The organism is Mycetocola sp. Y442 (assembly GCF_056898615.1).
Genome location: NZ_JBXHBV010000001.1, coordinates 88,571 through 107,799, shown reverse-complemented (window position 1 = coordinate 107,799; position 19,229 = coordinate 88,571). Strand labels below are relative to the sequence as shown.

Annotated in this window: 16 protein-coding genes and 1 pseudogene; 10 read left to right on the top strand and 7 right to left on the bottom strand. The window is 65.5% G+C overall.

Features of this window, described 5'->3' with window-relative positions:
- Positions 1–72 precede the first annotated feature (72 nt).
- From AC1X6S_RS00505 to AC1X6S_RS00495, 3 genes are read left to right on the top strand one after another with little or no spacing between them, the layout of a single operon-like run.
- Complete coding sequence (locus AC1X6S_RS00505) at positions 73–927, top strand: carbohydrate ABC transporter permease (protein WP_483403887.1); 855 nt, start codon at positions 73–75, stop codon at positions 925–927.
- Entirely contained in the window at positions 924–1,754 is an 831-nt protein-coding gene (locus tag AC1X6S_RS00500) for a carbohydrate ABC transporter permease (protein WP_483403886.1), read from the top strand. Before AC1X6S_RS00505 ends, AC1X6S_RS00500 begins: the two co-directional genes overlap by 4 nt.
- Positions 1,751–3,898 carry an alpha-L-rhamnosidase-related protein gene (locus AC1X6S_RS00495; RefSeq protein ID WP_483403885.1) on the top strand — a complete coding sequence of 716 codons (2,148 nt, stop codon included), beginning with the start codon at positions 1,751–1,753 and terminating at the stop codon, positions 3,896–3,898. Before AC1X6S_RS00500 ends, AC1X6S_RS00495 begins: the two co-directional genes overlap by 4 nt.
- Here the strand turns inward: AC1X6S_RS00495 and AC1X6S_RS00490 are convergent.
- From AC1X6S_RS00490 to pdxR, 4 genes are all read right to left on the bottom strand, one after another.
- Positions 3,895–5,601, bottom strand: a complete 1,707-nt coding sequence (locus AC1X6S_RS00490; protein ID WP_483403884.1) for an ABC1 kinase family protein — start codon at positions 5,599–5,601, stop codon at positions 3,895–3,897. The two genes, AC1X6S_RS00495 and AC1X6S_RS00490, sit on opposite strands and share 4 nt — an antisense overlap.
- A gap of 5 nt (positions 5,602–5,606) precedes the next feature.
- Positions 5,607–6,152 (bottom strand): PadR family transcriptional regulator, encoded by a 546-nt coding sequence (locus AC1X6S_RS00485; RefSeq protein ID WP_483403883.1) that lies wholly within the window; start codon positions 6,150–6,152, stop codon positions 5,607–5,609.
- 109 nt (positions 6,153–6,261) lie between these two features.
- On the bottom strand, positions 6,262–7,890 hold the full coding sequence (locus AC1X6S_RS00480; protein WP_483403882.1) for an FAD-dependent oxidoreductase: 1,629 nt from the start codon (positions 7,888–7,890) through the stop codon (positions 6,262–6,264).
- A gap of 157 nt (positions 7,891–8,047) precedes the next feature.
- Positions 8,048–9,496, bottom strand: coding sequence for a MocR-like pyridoxine biosynthesis transcription factor PdxR (pdxR, locus tag AC1X6S_RS00475; protein WP_483403881.1), 1,449 nt, complete (start codon positions 9,494–9,496; stop codon positions 8,048–8,050).
- A 77-nt stretch (positions 9,497–9,573) separates the two neighbouring features.
- Between pdxR and AC1X6S_RS00470 the strand changes: the two genes are divergently transcribed.
- Together AC1X6S_RS00470 and AC1X6S_RS00465 are read left to right on the top strand one after the other, a co-directional pair.
- Complete coding sequence (locus AC1X6S_RS00470; protein WP_483403880.1) at positions 9,574–10,413, top strand: EamA family transporter; 840 nt, start codon at positions 9,574–9,576, stop codon at positions 10,411–10,413.
- Between the two features lie 38 nt (positions 10,414–10,451).
- Positions 10,452–11,276 carry an MBL fold metallo-hydrolase gene (locus AC1X6S_RS00465; RefSeq protein ID WP_483403879.1) on the top strand — a complete coding sequence of 275 codons (825 nt, stop codon included), beginning with the start codon at positions 10,452–10,454 and terminating at the stop codon, positions 11,274–11,276.
- Here the strand turns inward: AC1X6S_RS00465 and AC1X6S_RS00460 are convergent.
- Positions 11,249–12,832, bottom strand: coding sequence for an SLC13 family permease (locus AC1X6S_RS00460; RefSeq protein ID WP_483403878.1), 1,584 nt, complete (start codon positions 12,830–12,832; stop codon positions 11,249–11,251). The two genes, AC1X6S_RS00465 and AC1X6S_RS00460, sit on opposite strands and share 28 nt — an antisense overlap.
- A 179-nt stretch (positions 12,833–13,011) precedes the next feature.
- On the opposite strand from AC1X6S_RS00460, the gene AC1X6S_RS00455 reads away from it, so the two are divergent.
- Positions 13,012–13,656, top strand: coding sequence for a hypothetical protein (locus AC1X6S_RS00455; RefSeq protein ID WP_483403877.1), 645 nt, complete (start codon positions 13,012–13,014; stop codon positions 13,654–13,656).
- A 202-nt stretch (positions 13,657–13,858) separates the two neighbouring features.
- Complete coding sequence (locus AC1X6S_RS00450) at positions 13,859–14,362, top strand: nucleotidyltransferase domain-containing protein (RefSeq protein WP_483403876.1); 504 nt, start codon at positions 13,859–13,861, stop codon at positions 14,360–14,362.
- 29 nt (positions 14,363–14,391) lie between these two features.
- Here the strand turns inward: AC1X6S_RS00450 and AC1X6S_RS00445 are convergent, their stop codons facing one another.
- Positions 14,392–14,619, bottom strand: coding sequence for an RNA-binding S4 domain-containing protein (locus tag AC1X6S_RS00445; RefSeq protein WP_483403875.1), 228 nt, complete (start codon positions 14,617–14,619; stop codon positions 14,392–14,394).
- 343 nt (positions 14,620–14,962) lie between these two features.
- Here AC1X6S_RS00445 and AC1X6S_RS00440 point away from each other — a divergent pair, with 343 nt between their 5' ends.
- Positions 14,963–16,246: a vanadium-dependent haloperoxidase gene (locus AC1X6S_RS00440; RefSeq protein ID WP_483403874.1), complete on the top strand. Its 1,284-nt coding sequence runs from the start codon at positions 14,963–14,965 to the stop codon at positions 16,244–16,246.
- A gap of 105 nt (positions 16,247–16,351) precedes the next feature.
- Here AC1X6S_RS00440 and AC1X6S_RS00435 read toward each other — a convergent pair.
- A pseudogene (locus AC1X6S_RS00435) lies at positions 16,352–17,337 on the bottom strand (aldo/keto reductase).
- Positions 17,338–17,456: 119 nt separating this feature from the next.
- Here AC1X6S_RS00435 and AC1X6S_RS00430 point away from each other — a divergent pair.
- Together AC1X6S_RS00430 and pdxY are read left to right on the top strand one after the other, a co-directional pair.
- Complete coding sequence (locus AC1X6S_RS00430; protein ID WP_483403873.1) at positions 17,457–18,191, top strand: SDR family NAD(P)-dependent oxidoreductase; 735 nt, start codon at positions 17,457–17,459, stop codon at positions 18,189–18,191.
- A 95-nt stretch (positions 18,192–18,286) separates the two neighbouring features.
- Positions 18,287–19,138: a pyridoxal kinase PdxY gene (gene pdxY / locus AC1X6S_RS00425; protein WP_483403872.1), complete on the top strand. Its 852-nt coding sequence runs from the start codon at positions 18,287–18,289 to the stop codon at positions 19,136–19,138.
- The last annotated feature ends 91 nt before the right edge of the window (positions 19,139–19,229 follow it).

Below are 19,229 nucleotides of genomic sequence, written 5' to 3'. Positions count from 1 at the left end.
ACCACAGCCACGGCACCAACCTCTCGATCGCGCGGTGATCTCACTCCGCCTCAGCCGGCCAAACGTCGGCGGATGAAGAGTTCATATCCGACCTGGTTCTTTATTCCGGCGGGGGTCTTCTACGTTGTGCTGTTCCTCGTCCCCACCGTTGCATCCTTTTACTTCTCACTGACCCGGTGGACGCTCTTCGAGGTGGACTTCATCGGCTTCGACAACTTCGTGAGGTTCTTCCAGGAACCGCAACTGGTGCAGGGCTTCGTCAACACGTTCATTTACGCCTTCCTCACGTCCGGGGCCAAGGTCGTGATCGGTCTCATGCTCGGCGTGTTCCTCAGCTCGCAAATCGTCGGACGCGGCTTCCTGCGAGCGACGATCTTCTTTCCCGTTCTGGTCAGCACCATCGGTGTCGGCATCCTGTTCAAGGTCTTGATGGACCCGTTCGACGGACCCATCAACGAGGCCCTCGCCGCGATCGGGATTCAGGGCCCCGCGTGGCTGACCGATCCCTCGATTGCCCTCCTCTCCGTCGCCCTCGTCGACATCTGGAAAGGCGTTGGACTCGCGACGCTCATCTATATCGCCGGAATGGTTGCCATCCCCCAGGAGTACTTCGAGGCAGCCAAAGTTGATGGTGCTGGCGCATGGAACACCTTCAGAAACATCACTCTCCCGCTGCTTCGCCCCGCGACCGTGACGGTGGTGCTGCTCTCCCTCATCGGAGGACTGCGCTCGTTCGACCTGATCTGGGCAATGACCGGAGGAGGCCCGGGGTTCACGAGTGACGTCCTCGCCTCCGTCGTCTACAAGCAGTACCAGGCCGGGTTCTTCGGCCTCTCGACCGCTGGCAATGTCGTCCTCTTCATCGTCGTGGCGGCGATTGTCTTTCCACTCTCACGGTGGCTGAACAAGAAGGGCGACGAACAATGAAAAATGTCGCATGGAAGTGGGGTGCGGGCACCATTGCCCTCATCCTCGCGTTTATCGTCTTCATCGTGCCGTTCGCGTTCATCGTGTTCACCGCTGGAAAGACCCAGAGCGAGGCAGCTGCGCTTGAGTTCACCCTGCCGACCGAGTGGGTATTCTTCGACAACATCGTCGCGGTCATCGAGAACCGCGACTTCCTGCTGGTCCGGGCGTTCATCAACAGCACGATCCTGACGGTCGCGGCAGTGTCCATCATGGTGGTGCTGGCCGCCATGGTGGGCTACGTCCTGCAGCGCCGGAGGTCACGGTGGAACCCGCTGGTGAACGGCCTCGTCCTCGCGGGCCTCATCATCCCACCGGCCGTCGTCCCCACCATCTGGGTCCTCCAGGGCCTCGAACTCTTCAAGACCCTCCCCGGCCTGATCGCGGTGCACGTCGCACTTGGCCTGTCGTTCTGCATCCTGCTGTTCCGCGCGTTCGTGTCCACAATCCCTCGGGAGCTCGACGAGGCGGCGATCATTGACGGCGCAGGGCCCATCAAACTGTTCTTCCGGGTTATCTTTCCGCTGCTCAGGTCGGTGATCGTCACGGTCATCGTCGTGCAGTCGGTGTTCGTCTTCAACGACTTCACGTACGCGCTGTACTTCGCGCCGGGAGACGAGAACGCCACGGTACAACTGACGACCTTCAACTTCATTTCCCAGTCCATGAGTTCGTTCAACCTCCTGTTCGCCGACATCCTCCTCATCACCATTCCGCCGCTGATCATGTACATCTTCTTCCAGCGCCAGATTGTCGCCGGGATGACATCGGGCGCTGTGAAGGGGTGACCGAAGGCCAACCGCCGCGCAGCGCAGCCGCTCTGCGCGCCTGGGTGCGCGAGCGGTCGCCGCAGCCGTTCGATGACGATGCCGTCACCCCGCCCGCAGGCGGAACAGCGTGGGTCTACGGGCCGGGACAGTTCGAGCTGGCCCTGCTGGCTCGCCTAGTCGACGAAGGCTTCGCCGCCAACCGCAACGTGCACTACCCCCGCAATTACGGTCGCGTCTGCCCGACAGCGTCATTCACAGCGATAGCGACGGATGCCGCGGATGTCACGGTGCGCTTCTCCGGGACGCTGACCTCGGTCACCGTAGGAGGAACACCTGTTGTGCTCGACCGATCCGGTCGGGCGAACGCGGTGACGTTCCCCGCTCCGGCGGGCACCGGCATCCGCCTCGACCTGACAGCAGCGAAGGGCGAGGTTCCCGCGGTAGCGGTGAACCGGCTCACGCCCATCCGTGAGTGGAAAGCCCGCACCGCCGGTGAACCGTGGGAGCATGTAAACCCCCGGGAGGGCGGCGATGTTGCTCCACACCTGGCGCCAACCGGCACGGTCGAACTCGTCGCGCGCAGCATCGGGAACTCACTCTTCGATGTCGGCGCGCCCGTGCTCGGCCGGCCCGTCTTTCCGCCGGGGCCTCCCCCACGGATCTGCAGCGGCGAGAGCATCGAAGAAGCACTCAGCGACCCTGACACCCACGAAACCAGGCACGATCTCATCGCCCTCGATGACGGCGGCTGGACCGCACAGCACCTGTTGGGCTTCAGATACCTATTCGTCGGAGCGAGCACCGCACTCGACGTCGTCGCCGTGCGCGCCTCCGTGGCCGCGATCGACCGCCCAGGAGCGTTCGCCTGTTCCGATGATGAGCTCACCCGCATCTGGGCCTCCGCCCAGTACACGTTGCGGGTGTGCACGCAGGGGCTGATGATCGACGGGATCAAACGAGACCGGATGCCGTGGGCCGGCGACCAGGCGCTGAGCACCCTGGCCAACGCATTCGCGCTCGGCGCCGCGGGGGTCGTCGCCGATGGGCTCGTCGCGCTGGGCCAGCCGAGCCACGGGTATGTGAACGGAATCGCCGATTACTCGCTCTGGTGGGTGGTCACCGCCGAGCTGAGGCTTCGCTATTTCGGCGATCTCCGGTTTGCGGAGACCGAGTCGCGGAGACTCGACCGGTTCGTGGCCGATCTTGCCCGGTTTGCGGGAGACGATGGAGTCTTTCGGCCGGCAGAACAGCCAGGAGGTTTCACCGACTCGGGGCCGGGTTCGGTGTTCATCGACTGGGGTCTCAACATCGAAAGCGGTCGGGATCCGGTCGCGCTTCAGATGCTCTGGTACTGGGCTCTTCGAAGTGCCCACCGGGTGCTCAGCGCGGTTCAACACCCGAACGCCCAGCGCTGGGGCGACCTGTCCCTCACACTTGCCGAGACCCTGCATCGACGCGGGTGGCTTGCCTCCGAGGGGCGCTGGGCGGACTACCTCGATGCCCGAGACTCGCAGCGGCCAGCCACGTACGCAAACTTTCTCGCCGTGCTCTCCGGCATCCATCACGGGGATGATATCCCGCCCGGTGTCGCGGAAGTGATTCAGGCGGGAACCGCCGGAACCCCCTTCATGACGGCGTTCCGTCTCCGGGCGATGCGTGCAGCGGGAGAAACACAGGCAGCGCTCGACCAGCTGCGGGAGATCTGGGGTTCGATGCTCGAGCGGGGTCCTGGCACGTTTTGGGAGGAAGCCACTCTCGATGACGACCCACTCGCGATGTACGGGCGACCGTTCGGCCGCAGCCTCAGCCACGCGTGGGCGTCCGGTCCGGCGGCAATCCTGCCGGAGGCCGTGCTCGGGGTTCGGCCAGTGGACGACGGATGGGCGCGGTTCGAGGTTCGTCCTGAGCTCGGCGACCTCGACTGGGCCGCTGTCGTCATTCCGGCTCCAGCCGGTGACATCGTCGTGGTCGCCACGCGGGAACGCACCACCGTGGAGATCCCCGAGGGCACAGCGCTGGTGCGCGATGACGAAGCGGTCTACGGACCTGCCACCGTCAAGTTTGCGTCCGAGCTGCCTCACAGCGTGTCGGCGACGGCGAGCACCGCGCCGAGCAGCCCCGGTAGTCAAGGTTCCCGTTCGGTCGGAATGCCGCATCGCTAGCGGCGGGAGGCAAAGAGCGCGTGGAGCAACGGAACTGCCGACACGGCCATCAGTACCGTGCCGAATACGGCATCCGCGTCCCGGACCACGGCCCCAGCGATGAGGAACCCGGCGAACAGAACCGCTGAGACGACGCGTCGCGCCGTGTGCTCAAGCCGGATCACCCGGCGCTCCAGGGCGGGGCTCTGCACCGAGACGGTGCCATCGTCGAAACGGGCGATGAGGTTATCAATGCGCCGGGGCAGCCGCAGGGCGATGCCCGCGATCTCGAGAGCCTGCTGGGCAGCATCCTTCACCGCGTTCCCACCCTCATCGCGCAGCAGTTGCGTGGCGTAGGGCTCGATGGAATCCCACAGGTTGAACCTGGGGTCGAGGGCGCTGCACACACCGGACGTCAGCGACATGGCCCGGATCACGAGGAGGAAATTCTCGGGCAGCTGGAAGGGCAACGAGCGCACGACGTCCCCGAACTCGACGGCGAAATCACGGAACTCGCGCGGGTCGACGTCACGCAGCTCGGCGAAGCCCATCCCGCCGAACCGAGCGAACAATTGCACCATCGCCCGTTCGAGCTCGGAGGTTTCCGCGGTCGGCAGCAGCACACCGACGGAGCCCATCGCGTCGACGAGTCCCTTCCCATCGCGAGATGCCGCAGCGAACAGCAGTTTCCGCAGGCCAGCGCGGGTACTGCTCGATACCTCCCCCATCATCCCGAAATCGATGAAGGTCAGCTTCCAGGATCGTTGACCGGGTGGGGCGTCGATCGGAGTGACGAAGATGTTGCCCGGGTGCGGGTCGGCGTGGAAGAACCCGTGGGTGAACAGCTGGTCGAACATGACGGTGGCGAAGACGGATGCCACGTCGCCCGGTTCGATTCCGGCCACACGGAGGGCATCCGTGTCGTTGATTTTGATCGCCGTCACGTCTTCGAGCGTGAGCACCCGCCGGGTGGTCCGCTCCCACACGACGGCGGGGACGGCCACCCGGTCGTCGCCGGCAAAGTCAGCCGCGAACCGCTCGGCGTTCATTGCTTCGTGAAGGTAGTCGATCTCCTCGAGGCTCGTGACCGCAAATTCCTCGACCAACGCGGGCGCGTCAACGCGGTCAGAAACCAGGCGCACGTGGCTGAGCCATCCGCCCACCTTGCGCAGCGCGGCCAGGTCAACGTCGACGATCTCATCGATGCCGGGGCGCTGCACCTTGATCACGGCGCCGGTCAGCCCCGTGTCGGCGGTGTCGAGCGCACCGAGAGTGGCGCGATGGGCCTGGCCGAGGGATGCCGCTGCCACCGGCGTCTCGTCGATCCACTGGAACGCCAACTCGAGCCGTACGCCGAGCTCCGCTTCTGCGAGGGTTCGGATGGCGGGAAACGGCACAGGGGGTACTTCGTCCTGCAGCCCCTCGAGTTCCGAGGTGATTTCCGGCGGCAGGACGTCGAGCCGGGATGACATGAACTGGCCGACCTTGATCATCAGCCCGCCGAGGTCGACCGCGAGCCCGTGGAAGCGCCGAGCGAAGCGTTGCATCCGCCGTGTTCGCGTTCTGTCGGCGACCCTCCGCAGTCCGATGCGCGGGAGCACAAGTTCGTACCACCACGTCACCGCGAGATTCCACCCGGCGAACCGCAGGATGCGGCGATACCGAGCACGCGTATTTCCAGCTCCGGACGGCGAAGAGCCTCGGTCCCGGCGAACCGGCGGCACCGCCGTTAGTCCTGCGCGAGGATCGCGTAGAGCCGGCGACGCGCCTCGTCGAGGACCGTGACCGCTTGCCGAATCTGCTCCGGCGAACCGGTGCGACCCACCTGCGTGGCCGCCTGCGCAAGTTCAACGCCCGCCTTCGGCAGGGCGGTGAAGCCGGACTTATCGTTCGCGCCCGTGGTCTCCCACGGTGCTGTGTTGCCGGAGTCGACAGTCACCGCACGCCCGGCCTCGGTCAGCGAATAGGTCTTGCGGCCATTCGATTCCTCGGACTCGATCAGCCCTTCGTCAGCGAGCAGCTGCAGCGTCGGGTACACCGATCCGGCGCTCGGCTTCCAGCTGCCGTTGCTGCGCTCCTCGATCTCGCGGATGATCTGGTAGCCGTGCATCGGCTTCTCGGCGAGCAGCGCGAGCACAGCGGCCCGGACGTCACCCCGCCCCATGCGGCCGCTTGGGCGTTTGTCGAATGTTGATCGCAGCTGCTCCATGATCTGCCACATGCTGTCCGTGGGGATGCCTGCGCCGAATCCTCCTGCGGGGAATGAGTTGCCCATGATGAACCTCCTGTGAACTCCGAGCGATGGTCAACGATATATCGCTCGCTCAGCGAGCGATAGGGGCTCCAACCGGGGATATATCGGTTTTTTCACCGAGTACTCGGTATCACGCGAGCACCCGATGAACCGATGCGATCGCACTCGACCCCTCACCGACAGCGGCGGCGACGCGCTTCATCGACCCGCGGCGAACATCCCCGGCGGCGAACACGCGTGGGGTCGAGGTCTCGAACGGCAGGGGTTCCCGCCCAAGGTGTTGCCAGCGTTGCAGCGTCTGCTGCGAGATGTCGGTTCCGGTCCGGATGAACCCGGCCTCATCACAATCGAGGCCGCCGATCCAGCCGGTCGCCGGGTCAGCACCGATGAAACAGAACAGCCCGCGCGCCTCAACCGTTCCGGCCGTATCGATGTGCACCGTCTCGAGGGTCTGCTCGCCATCCAGCCCGACGATGTTCGACGAGGGGTGAAGATGGATTCGTGGGTCGTCAACGATTCGGTCGACCAGGTACGACGACATCCGTGCGCCGAGGTCACCGCCGCGCACCACCAGGTGAACGTCGCAACCGTTGCTCGCGAGATACAGGGCTGCCTGACCAGCCGAGTTGCCGCCGCCGGCGACGACGACCGGCGCCCCGTGCACCTGCCTCAGCTCGAGGGCGGTCGCGGCATAGTAGATACTGGTTCGCTCGAAAAAGTCCCACCGGTCCAGGTGCAATCGCTTGTAGGCGGCACCGGATGTCACGACTGCCGAGCGCGCGCGAATCACCTTCCCGTCCGTGAGCACCACCTCGAGTCCGTCGCCGGTGGAACGCAAACCCGACGCCGCGCAGGGCGCGAATACCCGCACGCCGAACTTGATCGCCTGGAGCGTCGCCTGTCCGATCAGCGACGCCCCGCTGACTCCGAAGGGGAATCCGAGGAAGTTCTCGATTCGCGAGGTCGCCCCGGCCTGTCCGCCCGGCGCAACGGCTTCCAGAAGAAGGGTGTCGAGCCCCTCGGATGCGCCGTAGATGGCCGCTGCCAGTCCCGCCGGTCCACCGCCGATCACGACGAGGTCGACTGCGCTCTCACTCGTGGGCTCGTAGCTGAGCCCGAGTTGCTCGGCGACCACGGCGGGAGTCGCGCGAACGAAGGGTTCGCCCTGAATAAAGGCCACCGGCAGGTCCTCCGGCTCCCACTCAAAGCCGGGGTGCGAGACGGTCGCGTCCGGTTCCAGTGCCACCGCGGTGTGGATGAGGTCCAGGCGCTCAGCGAACCGCTGGAGCGCGAGAAATTCGCGGGAGTCACCGACGCCCACGAATTTCAGGGTCAGCGCCGCCGAGCCCTTCCGAAGCGACTCCCGGCGAGCCCACAGAGAGTGCAGGATCAGATCACCAAGTTCGTCGTCCTCGGAGAGCGCCTGCCGGAGCGCGGCGGCTTCCAGACGCCAGATCCGGCTCGGGGCTTTCGCCCGCACGGACAGGAACGCGCGCTGACCGTTGAGGAGACCGAGTTCACCGGCAAAGTGACCTGGCCCGATGAGTGCCAGTACCTCTTCATCGAGCCACCACAGAGAATCGCGAACGAGTTCGAGTTCGCCGGACTCGACGAGGATCATCGGATAGTTCTCCCGGCCCGTAGCGATGATCTGCTCGCCCGCTGCGACGTCGAAACGCGTCGCGTGCTGCGTCAGTCGCGCCCACTGTGCGTCGCTCAGCATCGGGATGGTTGCGGGATCTGCGTAGTAGTCGACCATGGCAGCGCCTCAGCTTTCGGTAAACGCGGCGGCCGTAGTGAGCCGCCCCAGTCAGCGAAACAAACAAATCTGAGTCTGCTCGCCGACCGCCATGCTGTCTATGGCGAGTTCCGAGTCCTCGGCTTTCGAGCGGGTATCCCTCCTTCGACGAAGGGGCTCATCCGCCCTGTCGCACGCGAGAAACGGCATCCGCGAGGAGACGGATCCCGCGCGTGATCTGTTCCTCGGTGACGTTGCCGAATCCGAGCACCAGCGCGGGCGGGCGCGGGACCGGATCCGTGGCTGCGTCCGGGAACCGATAGTGGCTGAGCGTATTCACGCGAACCCCTCGGGTCGCTGCGGTCGCCGCCACTGCGTGCTCGGACACCCCGCCCGGGAGATGGAGCAGGGCATGACAGCCGGCTTCCAGGCCGAACAACCGGTCCGCTCCGAAGCTGCGCTCCACCTCGACAGTCAGGACATCCCGGCGCGAGCGATAGAGCTCCCTGACGCGTCGCAGATGACGGTCAAAGCGACCGGTTTCCATGAGCAGCGCCAACGCCTCCTGATCCAGCCCGGGGGCACCGCGGCTGCTGAGCCTTTTCTCGCGGATGATTGCGGCCAGGAATTGCGGTGGCGCGAGCACCCAGCCCAGCCGGATCGTCGGGGCGAGGGTCTTACTGACCGACCCAAGGGCGATCACGCGGGCAGCGTTCAGGCCCTGCATCGAGCCGACCGGTTGACGGTCGTAGCGGAACTCGGCGTCGTAGTCATCCTCGAGGATCACGCCGTCGACGCCCTCCGCCCAGGCGATCAGTTCGCGCCGCCGTGACGGACTCAGCGCCACGCCCGTCGGGCACTGGTGGGCCGGTGTCAGCAACACGGCGCGAGCGCCGGTGTCACGCAGGCGGCTGACAATAACACCCTGGTCGTCGACGGGCACCGGCACGGCTTCGAGTCCCGCGCGGCGGGCGATCAGCGCGTGTTCGCGCGGACCGGGATCCTCAAGCGCAATCCGCTGCACTCCGTGCTGTGCGAGGGCCGCGAGGGCGAACGCCAGTCCCTGCCGAAATCCCGACACGATCACCGCGTCGTCGGCCGCGGCGCATCCGGCGCGAACCCGGCGATGATACGCGGTGACGACTTCTCGCAGGTGCGGTGAACCCGCCTGGTCTTCGTCGCCGAGCTCCCGTGTCGAAAGAGTACGTGTCGCCTCCGATACGGCCCAGCTCCAGTCGGCCAGCGGCACCGTACCGAGATCAGGGATGCCGTACTCAAAATCGATGGCGACCGGCCTGGGTGGCGCGGCACCCGCCGACACCGTTGCCGCAGCCGGTCGCGAGGCCGGGCCCGGCAACGGGAGTGCCGCCACGCGCGTTCCCGACCCGACCGTTGACTCGACGTACCCTTCAGCCAGGAGCTGCTCGTACGCATCGACAACGGTGCCGCGTGACACGTCGAGCAACTCCGCCAGCCGTCGCGTTGACGGCAGGCGTTCACCCGCCCCGAGTCGGCCTTCGCGGATCGCCGCCCGCAGCTGGCTCTGGATCTGAGACCCGAGCGATCCCGCGTTGGCCTCGAGCTCCACCAGCACGTCGGGGCCGCCTCGGCCCCACTTCACTGTCATCTCCCCAGTAAATGGCCTAATTTTCCGGGTGGCAAGCGGACCTTCAGATGGAGCCATATCGGCGACAGACTCGACAAATGAACCTCGGCATCCTGCTGGCACTCGGGTCAGCTCTCGCGTACGGCGCGTCCGACTTTGTCGGCGGCCTCGGCTCGCGCCGCCACACGTCGTGGCAGGTTGTCCTGGTGGGCCAGAGTGCCGGAGCTCTCGTGATGCTGCTGGCCGGGCTGCTCGCGCCCGGTAGCCCTGTGGTGCTGGACTTCACGTGGGCGGCGCTTGCCGGGGTTGGCTCGGCAACCGGCAGTCTCTTCCTGTTTCGCGGGTTCACCCGCGGAACGATGGGGCTCGTTGCCCCCATCTCCGCCGTTGGTGCCGCGATTCTGCCGCTGATCGCGGGCGTCGTTTTCGGTGAGCGGCCGGGCTGGCTGGCCTGGGGCGGCATCCTTGCCGCACTGCCGGGGATCTGGCTCGTCTCCCGGAGCTCGGTCGCGGACCGGGCGACACAACGGCGTGCAGCGCTCATCGACGGCGCGATCGCCGGCATCGGTTTCGGCGTCCTCTTCATCGCCCTCGCACAGATCTCCGACAACGCCGGTCTGCTCCCCCTCGCCGCCAATCAACTGGTCGGAGCAATTCTGACGGTCATGGCCGCCGCCAGTCTGGGGCAGATCTGGCGTCCGTCACCAGGTGTCCTCGGCTGGGGCGGCGCTTCCGGAGTGCTCGGCGCCGCAGGAACCCTCGCCTTCATGCTTGCCACCGGATCGACCAGCCTCGGCATCGCCGGCGTCCTCGTCTCGCTCTACCCCGCCGTCACCGTGCTGCTCGCCGCTGCGCTCCTCCGAGAGCGGGTCACCATCGGTCAACGCGCCGGAATCACCCTGTGCACGCTCGCGGTCGCGACCATGGCGCTCGGCTAAACCACCACAAGGAACAGACGATCCAGGAAAGGCTCCTCATGCTGAAAACCATTGCCGACGGCATCCTCGTTCACGAAAGCGAGTTCATCCAGAGCAACTCTGTCGTTGTCGAGGGCAGGGATGGTGTGCTGCTCATCGACCCGGGCATCACCGCTGCTGAGATGGCGGCCATCGCCGACGATCTCCGCGAGCGTGGCACGCCCGTGGTGGCCGGCTTCTCGACGCACCCCGACTGGGACCACGTGCTGTGGCACGAACGCTTCGGCGACGTGCCCCGCTACGGAACAGCCCGCGGTGCGGCGTATCTCGCGGATCTGCTGGTGCAACCCGACTGGGAAGCCCAGGTCTCCGAAGGACTCCCGCCGGAGTACGCCGACCAGATCCCGATGGACCTACTCGGCCAGATCACCGGATTGCCCGACAACGCTTCGCGGGTCCCGTGGGAGGGTCCCCGCATCCGGGTGATCGAACACCGTGCCCACGCCGCGGGTCACGCCGCACTGGTCATCGAGGGGTCCGGCGTTCTCGTCGCCGGAGACATGCTCTCCGACATTCTCATGCCGTTTCTCGACCTCGCTGCCGCGGATCCGATCGGAGACTACCTCGAGGCGCTGCGGTTGTTCGAGGGCATAGCGGATGCCGTGAGCGCTGTCGTTCCCGGTCACGGATCTGTCGGCGGCAATGCGGAGATGCGGACCCGCATGGCGCAGGATCGCGCGTATGTCCAGGCGTTGCGAGACGGGAAAGAACCCGACGATGCGAGGATCGGTCCGTCCGCACCGTTGGACTGGTTACCTGACGTGCACCGGTGGCAGCGTCAGCGATTCGCCGAGAGTCAAAACGGCCACACGAGCGGGACGTAGAGCACCGCCACAGCGAGGAAGATCAGCGTGAGCGGGAGTCCGATCCGCCAGTAATCTCCGAAGCGATACCCGGCGGGCTGCATGACCATCATGTTGACCGGTGTCGAGATCGGGGTCAGGAACGCTGCGGCACCGCTGACGGTGAGCGCCATCATGAAGGGAAGGATGCTGACCCCGAGCACACTCGCAACGGAGACGGCAACCGGCGCAATCACGAGGACAGTTGCAACGTTCGACATGAACATCCCGAGGACGACGGTCACAACGCAGATGGCGAGCAGGGCGAGGTGCGGCGAGGCTTGCCCGACGACGTTGAGCAGGGCATCTGCGACCAGGTCGGCCGCGCCCGTCGCGATGAACGCAGAGGACAGCGGGATCATGCAGGCGATGAGAACGACGGGTTCCCAGGCGACCGAGCGGAACGCCTGCGTCGGGGTCAGCACCCGGCTGAGGATGAGTGCGCCGACCGCAAGCACCCCGGCCACCACCGCGGGAACAACCCCGGTCGCAAGGAGAAGAATCATCCCGGCGAGCACGACCAACGCGCGGCGTGCGCCGCGTCCGAGCGGAACGCCCCGCTGCAGCGACCGGGGCGAGGTCACAGCGATGACATCCGGGGAGCTGACGTATCGGTGCAGGGCCTCCCATGGCCCCTGAACGAGCACGGAATCACCGGCACGGAGCGTGAGTGCCTCTCCGTTTGCCTCGAGTCCGGTTCCTTCACCGGGCCTGTTGAGCGCGAGGATGACCAGATCTTCATCGCGGGTCCGCATGCCCGCGCGTACCGAACGACCGATCAGCGACGATCGCGGAGCGATGAGAACCTCGAGGACGCCCTCGCGCGGGCCGAAGTGGCGCCGCGCAGTGACGTCGACATCGTAGGTTGCCCGCCACGCTTCAGCGTGCTCCTCGGGGTCGCTCGATTCCTCGGCGAGCCTCTCCGCCTCGCGATGCGGAAGCAGCAGGCCGCCAAGGCCGGCGGTGACAGCGAGCGTCAGCACGACGAGCGGGATACCGACCAGCGCGAATTCGAAATAGCCGAACTCACGACCCCCTGAGCGAGCGGCGAGGTCGGAGACGATGATGTTCACGGGGGTTCCGGTGAGCGTGAGCAACGATCCAGCGCTGGCAGCGAAGGCAAGCGGCATCAGCATCCGTGAGGGAACAATTCCCGCGCGCACCGAGACGACGACGGCGATCGGAAGCAGGGCAGCAACGGCACCGTTGATGCTGATGAGAGCCGCAAGCGCTGCCGCCATCGCGCCGATGAGAATGGTGAGTCGCGAGCGGCGTTGTCCGGCTCGGCCGATGATCTGCTTGCTGATCCACGCGGTGACGCCGGTGGCCACCAAAGCTTCACCGACGATGAAGAGAGTCGCGATAAAGATGACCAGCTCGTTGCCGAAACCGGCGAGAGAGTCTTCCAGTGTCAGCAGACCCGTGGCCCAGAGGGCCAGGGGAACAGCCGCGGCCACAAGCACCGGTGGCAGGCGGTTCGTAACGAATGCGATCACCACAGCTATGAGGATGACGAAGATTACGGTCACCTGATCCATCGACGGCGCCTCATTTCCTGCGTTTATTTCAAGCGCCCGATGTCGCGCTCGAACGCGCAGCCCTCATTGTCTCATTCGGTTCTGAAAGGGGCTCCCGGCGAGTGCTGATAGCCCGCTCACTGTGGCGCGTTCGAAGAAAAGCTTGACTGTGTTCCGAGGACACGGTTTCTACTGGGCACATGTTGGTGTCGAAACACACGGTGAAGCCGGGGAACGGCCAGGGCCTCCCCCGCTATCACTGGTGGCAGCTGTTCTCGCGTTCCCTCTTTCACCTCGACCTCACGGGCGAGGGCGGCACGCCAGAGACGTGGTCCGTCGACGTCCGGCAAGCCGGCGATGAGGACGGAAACGTGTACGCGGAGCTCTACCGCGATGGCATCCATCACGCTCGTTCTGAGCTCCCCGCGGCTTTCGCGGTACCGGGTGGCACCATCGAGGTCGAGGCCAGCATCTTCGGGCTGAAGCGCAGCCACTATGTGACCGCTGACGGGTGGGAGCAGCAGCTTGTCCCCGATCCGGCTTCCGCCGAAGGACTGCGCGCCCACCTGGACCGAACCTACCCGGCGCTGAGCCGCGCTATCGGCATGGCATCCGCGCTGATCCTCGTTGTCGCACTCGTGCTGGGATCTCCACAGATCATCGAGTTGATCACACAGGCTCCACCCGTCGCGGAGCGCCTCGGCACGTTCTCCAGCCCCGTCCAGCTACCGGGGTGGGCGAACGTTTCGCTCACGGTGGCAGCGGTTGCGGCGAGCACCGAGCGCGCACTCCGACTGCGCTACAACCGCATCCTCGACGGCGGCTTCTTCGACGGCGACGACTAGCCGACCGCCGACCCAGCCCTGATCACCCTATCCACGCCGCACGACGACCCATCCAGGAGGAACGACATGTACGAACCGCAACCGGCCGACATCGCCCTGCCGCCAACAGTATCCATCGAGCTGACTCATCTCTTCCCGGTTCGCGTTGAGGCCGGAACATCCGCGGGTGACAACACCTCAATTGATCGAAGAGACTGGGGTCGTGGCGAATCCCGAACTGGCAGATGACGGCACTAACGCAGCAGAGTTGCTGGCTATCGTCGACTGGCTGGAGGAACATCGCGTCGTCTATCAAATCAACGGCGGTTGGGTAGTAGATGCGTTGGTCGGCCAGCAAACGCGGTCGCACCGCGATGTGGACCTCTTCCTCGACGAAGCAGCCCTCGATGCTGCGTGCTGGTGGCTCACCGAGCGGGCTTACGTCTGCGAAACGGACTGGCTCCCTGCACGGATCGAGATGAGCTGCGGTGCTCAGCGCGCGGACCTTCATCCCCTGACCTTCGACGGCGATGGCAACGGTCTCCAACACGGCAGGGGCGGCGAGGTCGTCTTCTGCCACCCTGCCGGGGAGCGCACGACGGGACTTATCGATGGCCGTGCGGTGGTGGTCGCGACCGCGCACCGCTTGAGGCAGCTGCACACGGGCTACGAGCCGCGTGCCGTCGACGTGCACGACCGGGCGCTGCTCGACCGACTATCGACCTAGCGGTACGGTCTCGGTCCGCGCCGCTATCCTCACGGGCAGACGCGAACGCTGCGTCCGTCGAAACCGACGATGTCGCCCAGCTGCAGCTGCCGGCCGCGCCGGCGATCAACCTCGCCGTTCACAGTCACGAGGCCGTCGATGATGGCCTCTTTCACGTCTCCACCGGAGTCGAGGAGTCCGGCAAATTTCAGGAACTGCCCGAGGCGAATGTTCTCTCCGCCGATCGCGACGTCGTCGATCGGAAGCGGATTTGTCATATTCGAATGTTAGTCGACCGGGTGTCGGCCGCCAGGATCGTGGGTCAGCCACCCGCGGCGGCGGATACCGCTTCGTGCCTTCTCTCAGTGTGGTGAGGTGGTGTTGAAACGTGTGGTGAGGTGGTGTTGAAACCGGACGAGTGAGCCGTCGAACCGCCACTCGTCACGACTGAATCCACCGCACGCCCGCGCGGGATTTTCCGCAGCACACTCCTTGCGGTACCGGACCGAGCGGGCCATACTCGGCTGCAGCAGAGCTTGTTCGTCAAAAGCCTGCACCCGTTCCCGAACCGAGCGCACCCTCTACACGTGCAAGCCCTCCATGAACCATTTGGAGGTTTCCATGTTTTCTACAGCCTCGAGAGCCCTGACTCTCGCAATCGTCGCGATGGCCGGAGTACTCGCTCCGTCGATCGCCGGCACTCCCGTTGAGGCGCATCCCCCGGTCGCGGCCGACCCGGCCGTTATCACGAAGTGGGACGCCATCGCCGAGCGGACGTTCTACGCAGAGAACGCCGTTCCTGTTCCGTTATCCAACCTGTATTTCGGCTTCGTCTCCATCGCCATGTACGACGCTGTCGTCGCGATCGAGGGCACGTACGAACCGTACAATCCCCAGCCTCGCGCACACCGTGGGGCGTCCCCGGAGGTCGCGGCTGCCACGGCGGCGTACGTCGTTCTCAACCATTACTTCCCGAAGTCGGCAGGCGCCCTTCGAACGGACTACCGAAATTCCCTCACCGGGATCACGGACCGCGCCGCGCTCGGCCACGGAATCCGCGTCGGCGTCTCAGCGGCGCTCAGCCTCATCAAATCTCGAGTCGGTGATGGGCGCAATGCGGCGATCACGTTTGATGCCGAACCCGCCCCTGGAATCTGGCGCCCGACCCCGGATGCCTTCCTTCCGTTCGCGGTTCCCTGGTTGGGCTTCGTGCGCCCGCTGGCGCTCGAGTCGCCAACGCAGTTCGATCTCCCCGCCCCGTACCCGCTCGACAGCGAGGCTTACGCTGCGGATTTCGCCGAGGTGAAAGCGTACGGCTCACTGACCGGCTCAGCACGGAATGACGTACAGACCGAGATCGCCCGGTTCTTCAGCGCCAACCCGGTAGCGCAGTATCACGCGGCACTGCGTGACGCTGTGGCACAAAGGGGGCTGAACATCGTCGACACTGCACGAGCGTTCGCACTGCTTGGAACGTCGAACGCTGACGCATTGATCACGTGCTGGCGTGCGAAATTCGACGTTCCTACCTGGCGCCCGATCACCGCGATCCGCGAGGCGGACACCGACGGCAACGATGCAACTGTGGCTGACCCAACGTGGACCCCCATGGTTCAGACTCCGCCCTACTCCGACTATGCAAGTGGGCACGCCTGCGTGACCGGCTCGACATCCAACGTCTTCGGCTACCTGTTCGGCGAGAATTCGCTCGACATCGACATCCCGGCCCTTGTGCCCTCGACGACCACGAGGCATTACGAGAGCACGGAGGTCTGGGACCAGGATGCGATGGACGCACGAGTCTGGCTCGGGCTCCACGTTCGTCAGTCCATGGGATTCGCGAACGAAGTCGCGCACAAGGTGTCGGACTGGGTCATTTCGACCCGGTTCCGTCCGGTGGGCTGATGACCGAAGACCGCTAGCGCCGAACCGGTCGCTGCGGACGCCGACCGGCTCGCTCTGCTGGGGCCTGGGCCTCGAGCGGCTAGCGAGCCGGGCGGATGCCGCGGCTCACGTCCAGCTGGGGAGGTGCTCGTCCACATAACGGGCGCCATAGGCACCGTTCGGAACGATTTCCTGAATGCGGGTGAGGTCGTCGGCATCCAGCGTGACGTCGGCGGCCCCGAGGTTCTCCTCAAGGCGAGTGATGCTGCGGGTGCCGGGGATCGGGACGATGTCATCGCCTTGCGCGAGCAGCCAGGCGAGGGCCAGCTGTGCCGGGGTGATTTTCTTCTCGCCGGCGAGCTCGCTGAGTTGATCGATCGCGCGCTTGTTCTTCTCGAAGTTCTCGCCCTGCCACCGTGGGTCGAAACGACGCATGTCCGACTCGTCGTACTCCGACGCGGGCTTCACCGCCGATGTCAGGAAGCCGCGTCCGAGCGGAGAGTAGGCGACGAACCCGATCCCGAGCTCGCGGAGCGTGGGAAGGACGTCCGCTTCCACCCCGCGCTCGAACAGCGAATACTCGGTCTGGAGCACCGAGACCGGATACACGGCGTGTGCACGCCGAATCGTTTCTGGGCCGGATTCGCTGAGCCCGAAGTACTTCACTTGCCCTCGGCGATCAGCTCGCCTACGGTGCCCGCGACATCCTCGACCGGGACGGCCGGATCGGGGCGGTGCTGGTACAGGACATCGATCACGTCGGTGCGGAGGTAGCGGAGACTGTTCTCCACCACTCGACGGATGTTCGCTGGACTGCTGTCGTTGCCATTGGGGTTGCCGGCGTCGTAGGCGAAACCGAATTTCGTGGCGATCTGAACGTCGTCACGGATCGGCTCGAGCGCTTCTCCGACAAGCGACTCGCTGAGTCCCTTGCCCTGGCTGTACAGCTCAGCGGTATCGAAGAGTGTCACGCCGAGTTCGTGGGCGCGGCGGATCACCGCGATGCTCTCGTCGCGGCTGCCTCCGCTGCCGTAGAACGCGGTCATCCCCATCGTCCCGAGTCCGAGTTCCGAGACGGTGAGTCCCTGGGTTCCGAGATCGCGTGAGTTCAACATCAGATTTCCTGTTCGTTGTCTCCTGCGACGCTACGACTGACCGGGGTCGCGGGCAATGCCCTATCGGAACACCTCTTCTGTGGCTTCCGCTGACGAGACCGGATGACAATGGGCTCATGGCACGCATTCTGACCACCGGTTCCACCGATGGACTCGGCCGCGCAACGGCCGAAGCGCTCCTGGACGCAGGCCACCAGGTCATCGTGCATGCCCGCAACAGAGAGCGGGCCGCCGCAGTCTCTCCACTGACCGCCCGGGGCGCAGACCTGATCATTGCCGATCTGTCCGACCGGCACGCCGTGCTCGATGCCGCCGAGCAACTTAACGCGGGGCCACCGATCGACGCGGTTATCCATAACGCCGGTGTGATCTCGGGCGCTGCGGTACTGCCCGTGAATGTGGTGGCTCCTTACCTCCTTACCGCCCTGCTGCGCACGCCCACCCGTCACGTCTATCTCAGCAGCGGAATGCACCGAAGCGGGAGGACGAAACTCGACGGACTCGACTGGGATGGACGCCGTTCGACCGCCAGCTACTCCGACAGCAAACTGTTCGTGGCAGCACTCTCCGCGGCGATCGCCGACCGCTGGGCCCCCAACATCCTCGCGAACGCCGTCGACCCGGGGTGGGTGCCGACGAAGATGGGCGGTGCCGGCGCGCCCGACGATTTCGACCTGGGGCACCAGACGCAGGAGCGTCTGGCCGCCGACCCGCACCTTCAGATCAGCGGTGGCTACTGGTACCACGGAGCGCAGCAGCAGCTGCAGCGATCCGTGAACGATCCGAAATTTCATGAGCAGCTCCTCTCCGCGCTGGCAGACGCCACCGGCGTCACCTTGCCCGTCAGATAGAGCCGGCGTCTCGATCAGCCCAGACCCGCAAAAAACAGAGGGACGCCCCGTACATATGGCTGATGTTGACGCGAAGTAGCGGCAGGATGGGTTCCGTGAAGATTCTCTCGATTCAGTCGGCTGTTGCCTACGGGCACGTCGGCAATTCGGCCGCCGTTTTTCCGCTCCAGCGAATCGGAGTGGAGGTGCTGCCCGTTTTTACGGTGAATTTCTCGAACCACACCGGTTACGGAGCGTGGCGCGGGTCCCTCATCGCGCCCGAGGAAGTGAAGGACGTGATCCTCGGCATCGAGGAGCGCGGCATCCTCCCGCAAATCGACCTCGTGCTCTCGGGGTACCAGGGCGGCACCGGCATCGGTGAGGTCATCATCGACGCGGTAGCGCGGGTAAAGGCGGCCAACCCCTCGGCGATCTACGCGTGTGACCCGGTGATGGGCAATGCGAAGTCCGGATGCTTCGTGGCCCCGGAGATTCCCGACCTGCTGCGCGACCGCGTTGTGCCCGTGGCCGACATCATCACGCCGAACCAGTTCGAGCTGGGTTATCTGACGGGAACGGAGCCGCTGACCCTCGCTGACACCCTCGACTCGGTCGATCTCGCTCGCGCGATGGGACCGTCGACCGTCCTCGTCACGAGCGTGGAGCAGCCCGACCGCCCGGAGGGCACCATCGAAATGCTCGCCGTCGACGGTGAGGGCGCGTGGATCGTCCGCACTCCGCATCTGCCGTTCAAGGCGAACGGATCTGGGGATGTGACGGCGGCGCTGTTCTCAGCGCACTACCGCGAGACCGGGAGCGCCGCCGTCGCTCTCGAACGCACCGCGTCGAGCGTGTTTGACCTGATCGAGCTCACCTACAAGTCGGGGCAACGCGAACTCCAGCTCATCGAGGCCCAGGAGTTCTACGCTCACCCGCGGCTGCAGTTCTCCGCCACGCGCGTGCGGTGACTCCCCCGCACCAACCAGCGTCCCACTCCCGGAACCCCAACCGGTTCGGGCGAGGGAGCAGGCCGTCCAGCTCGCTGATGAGGTGTTATCG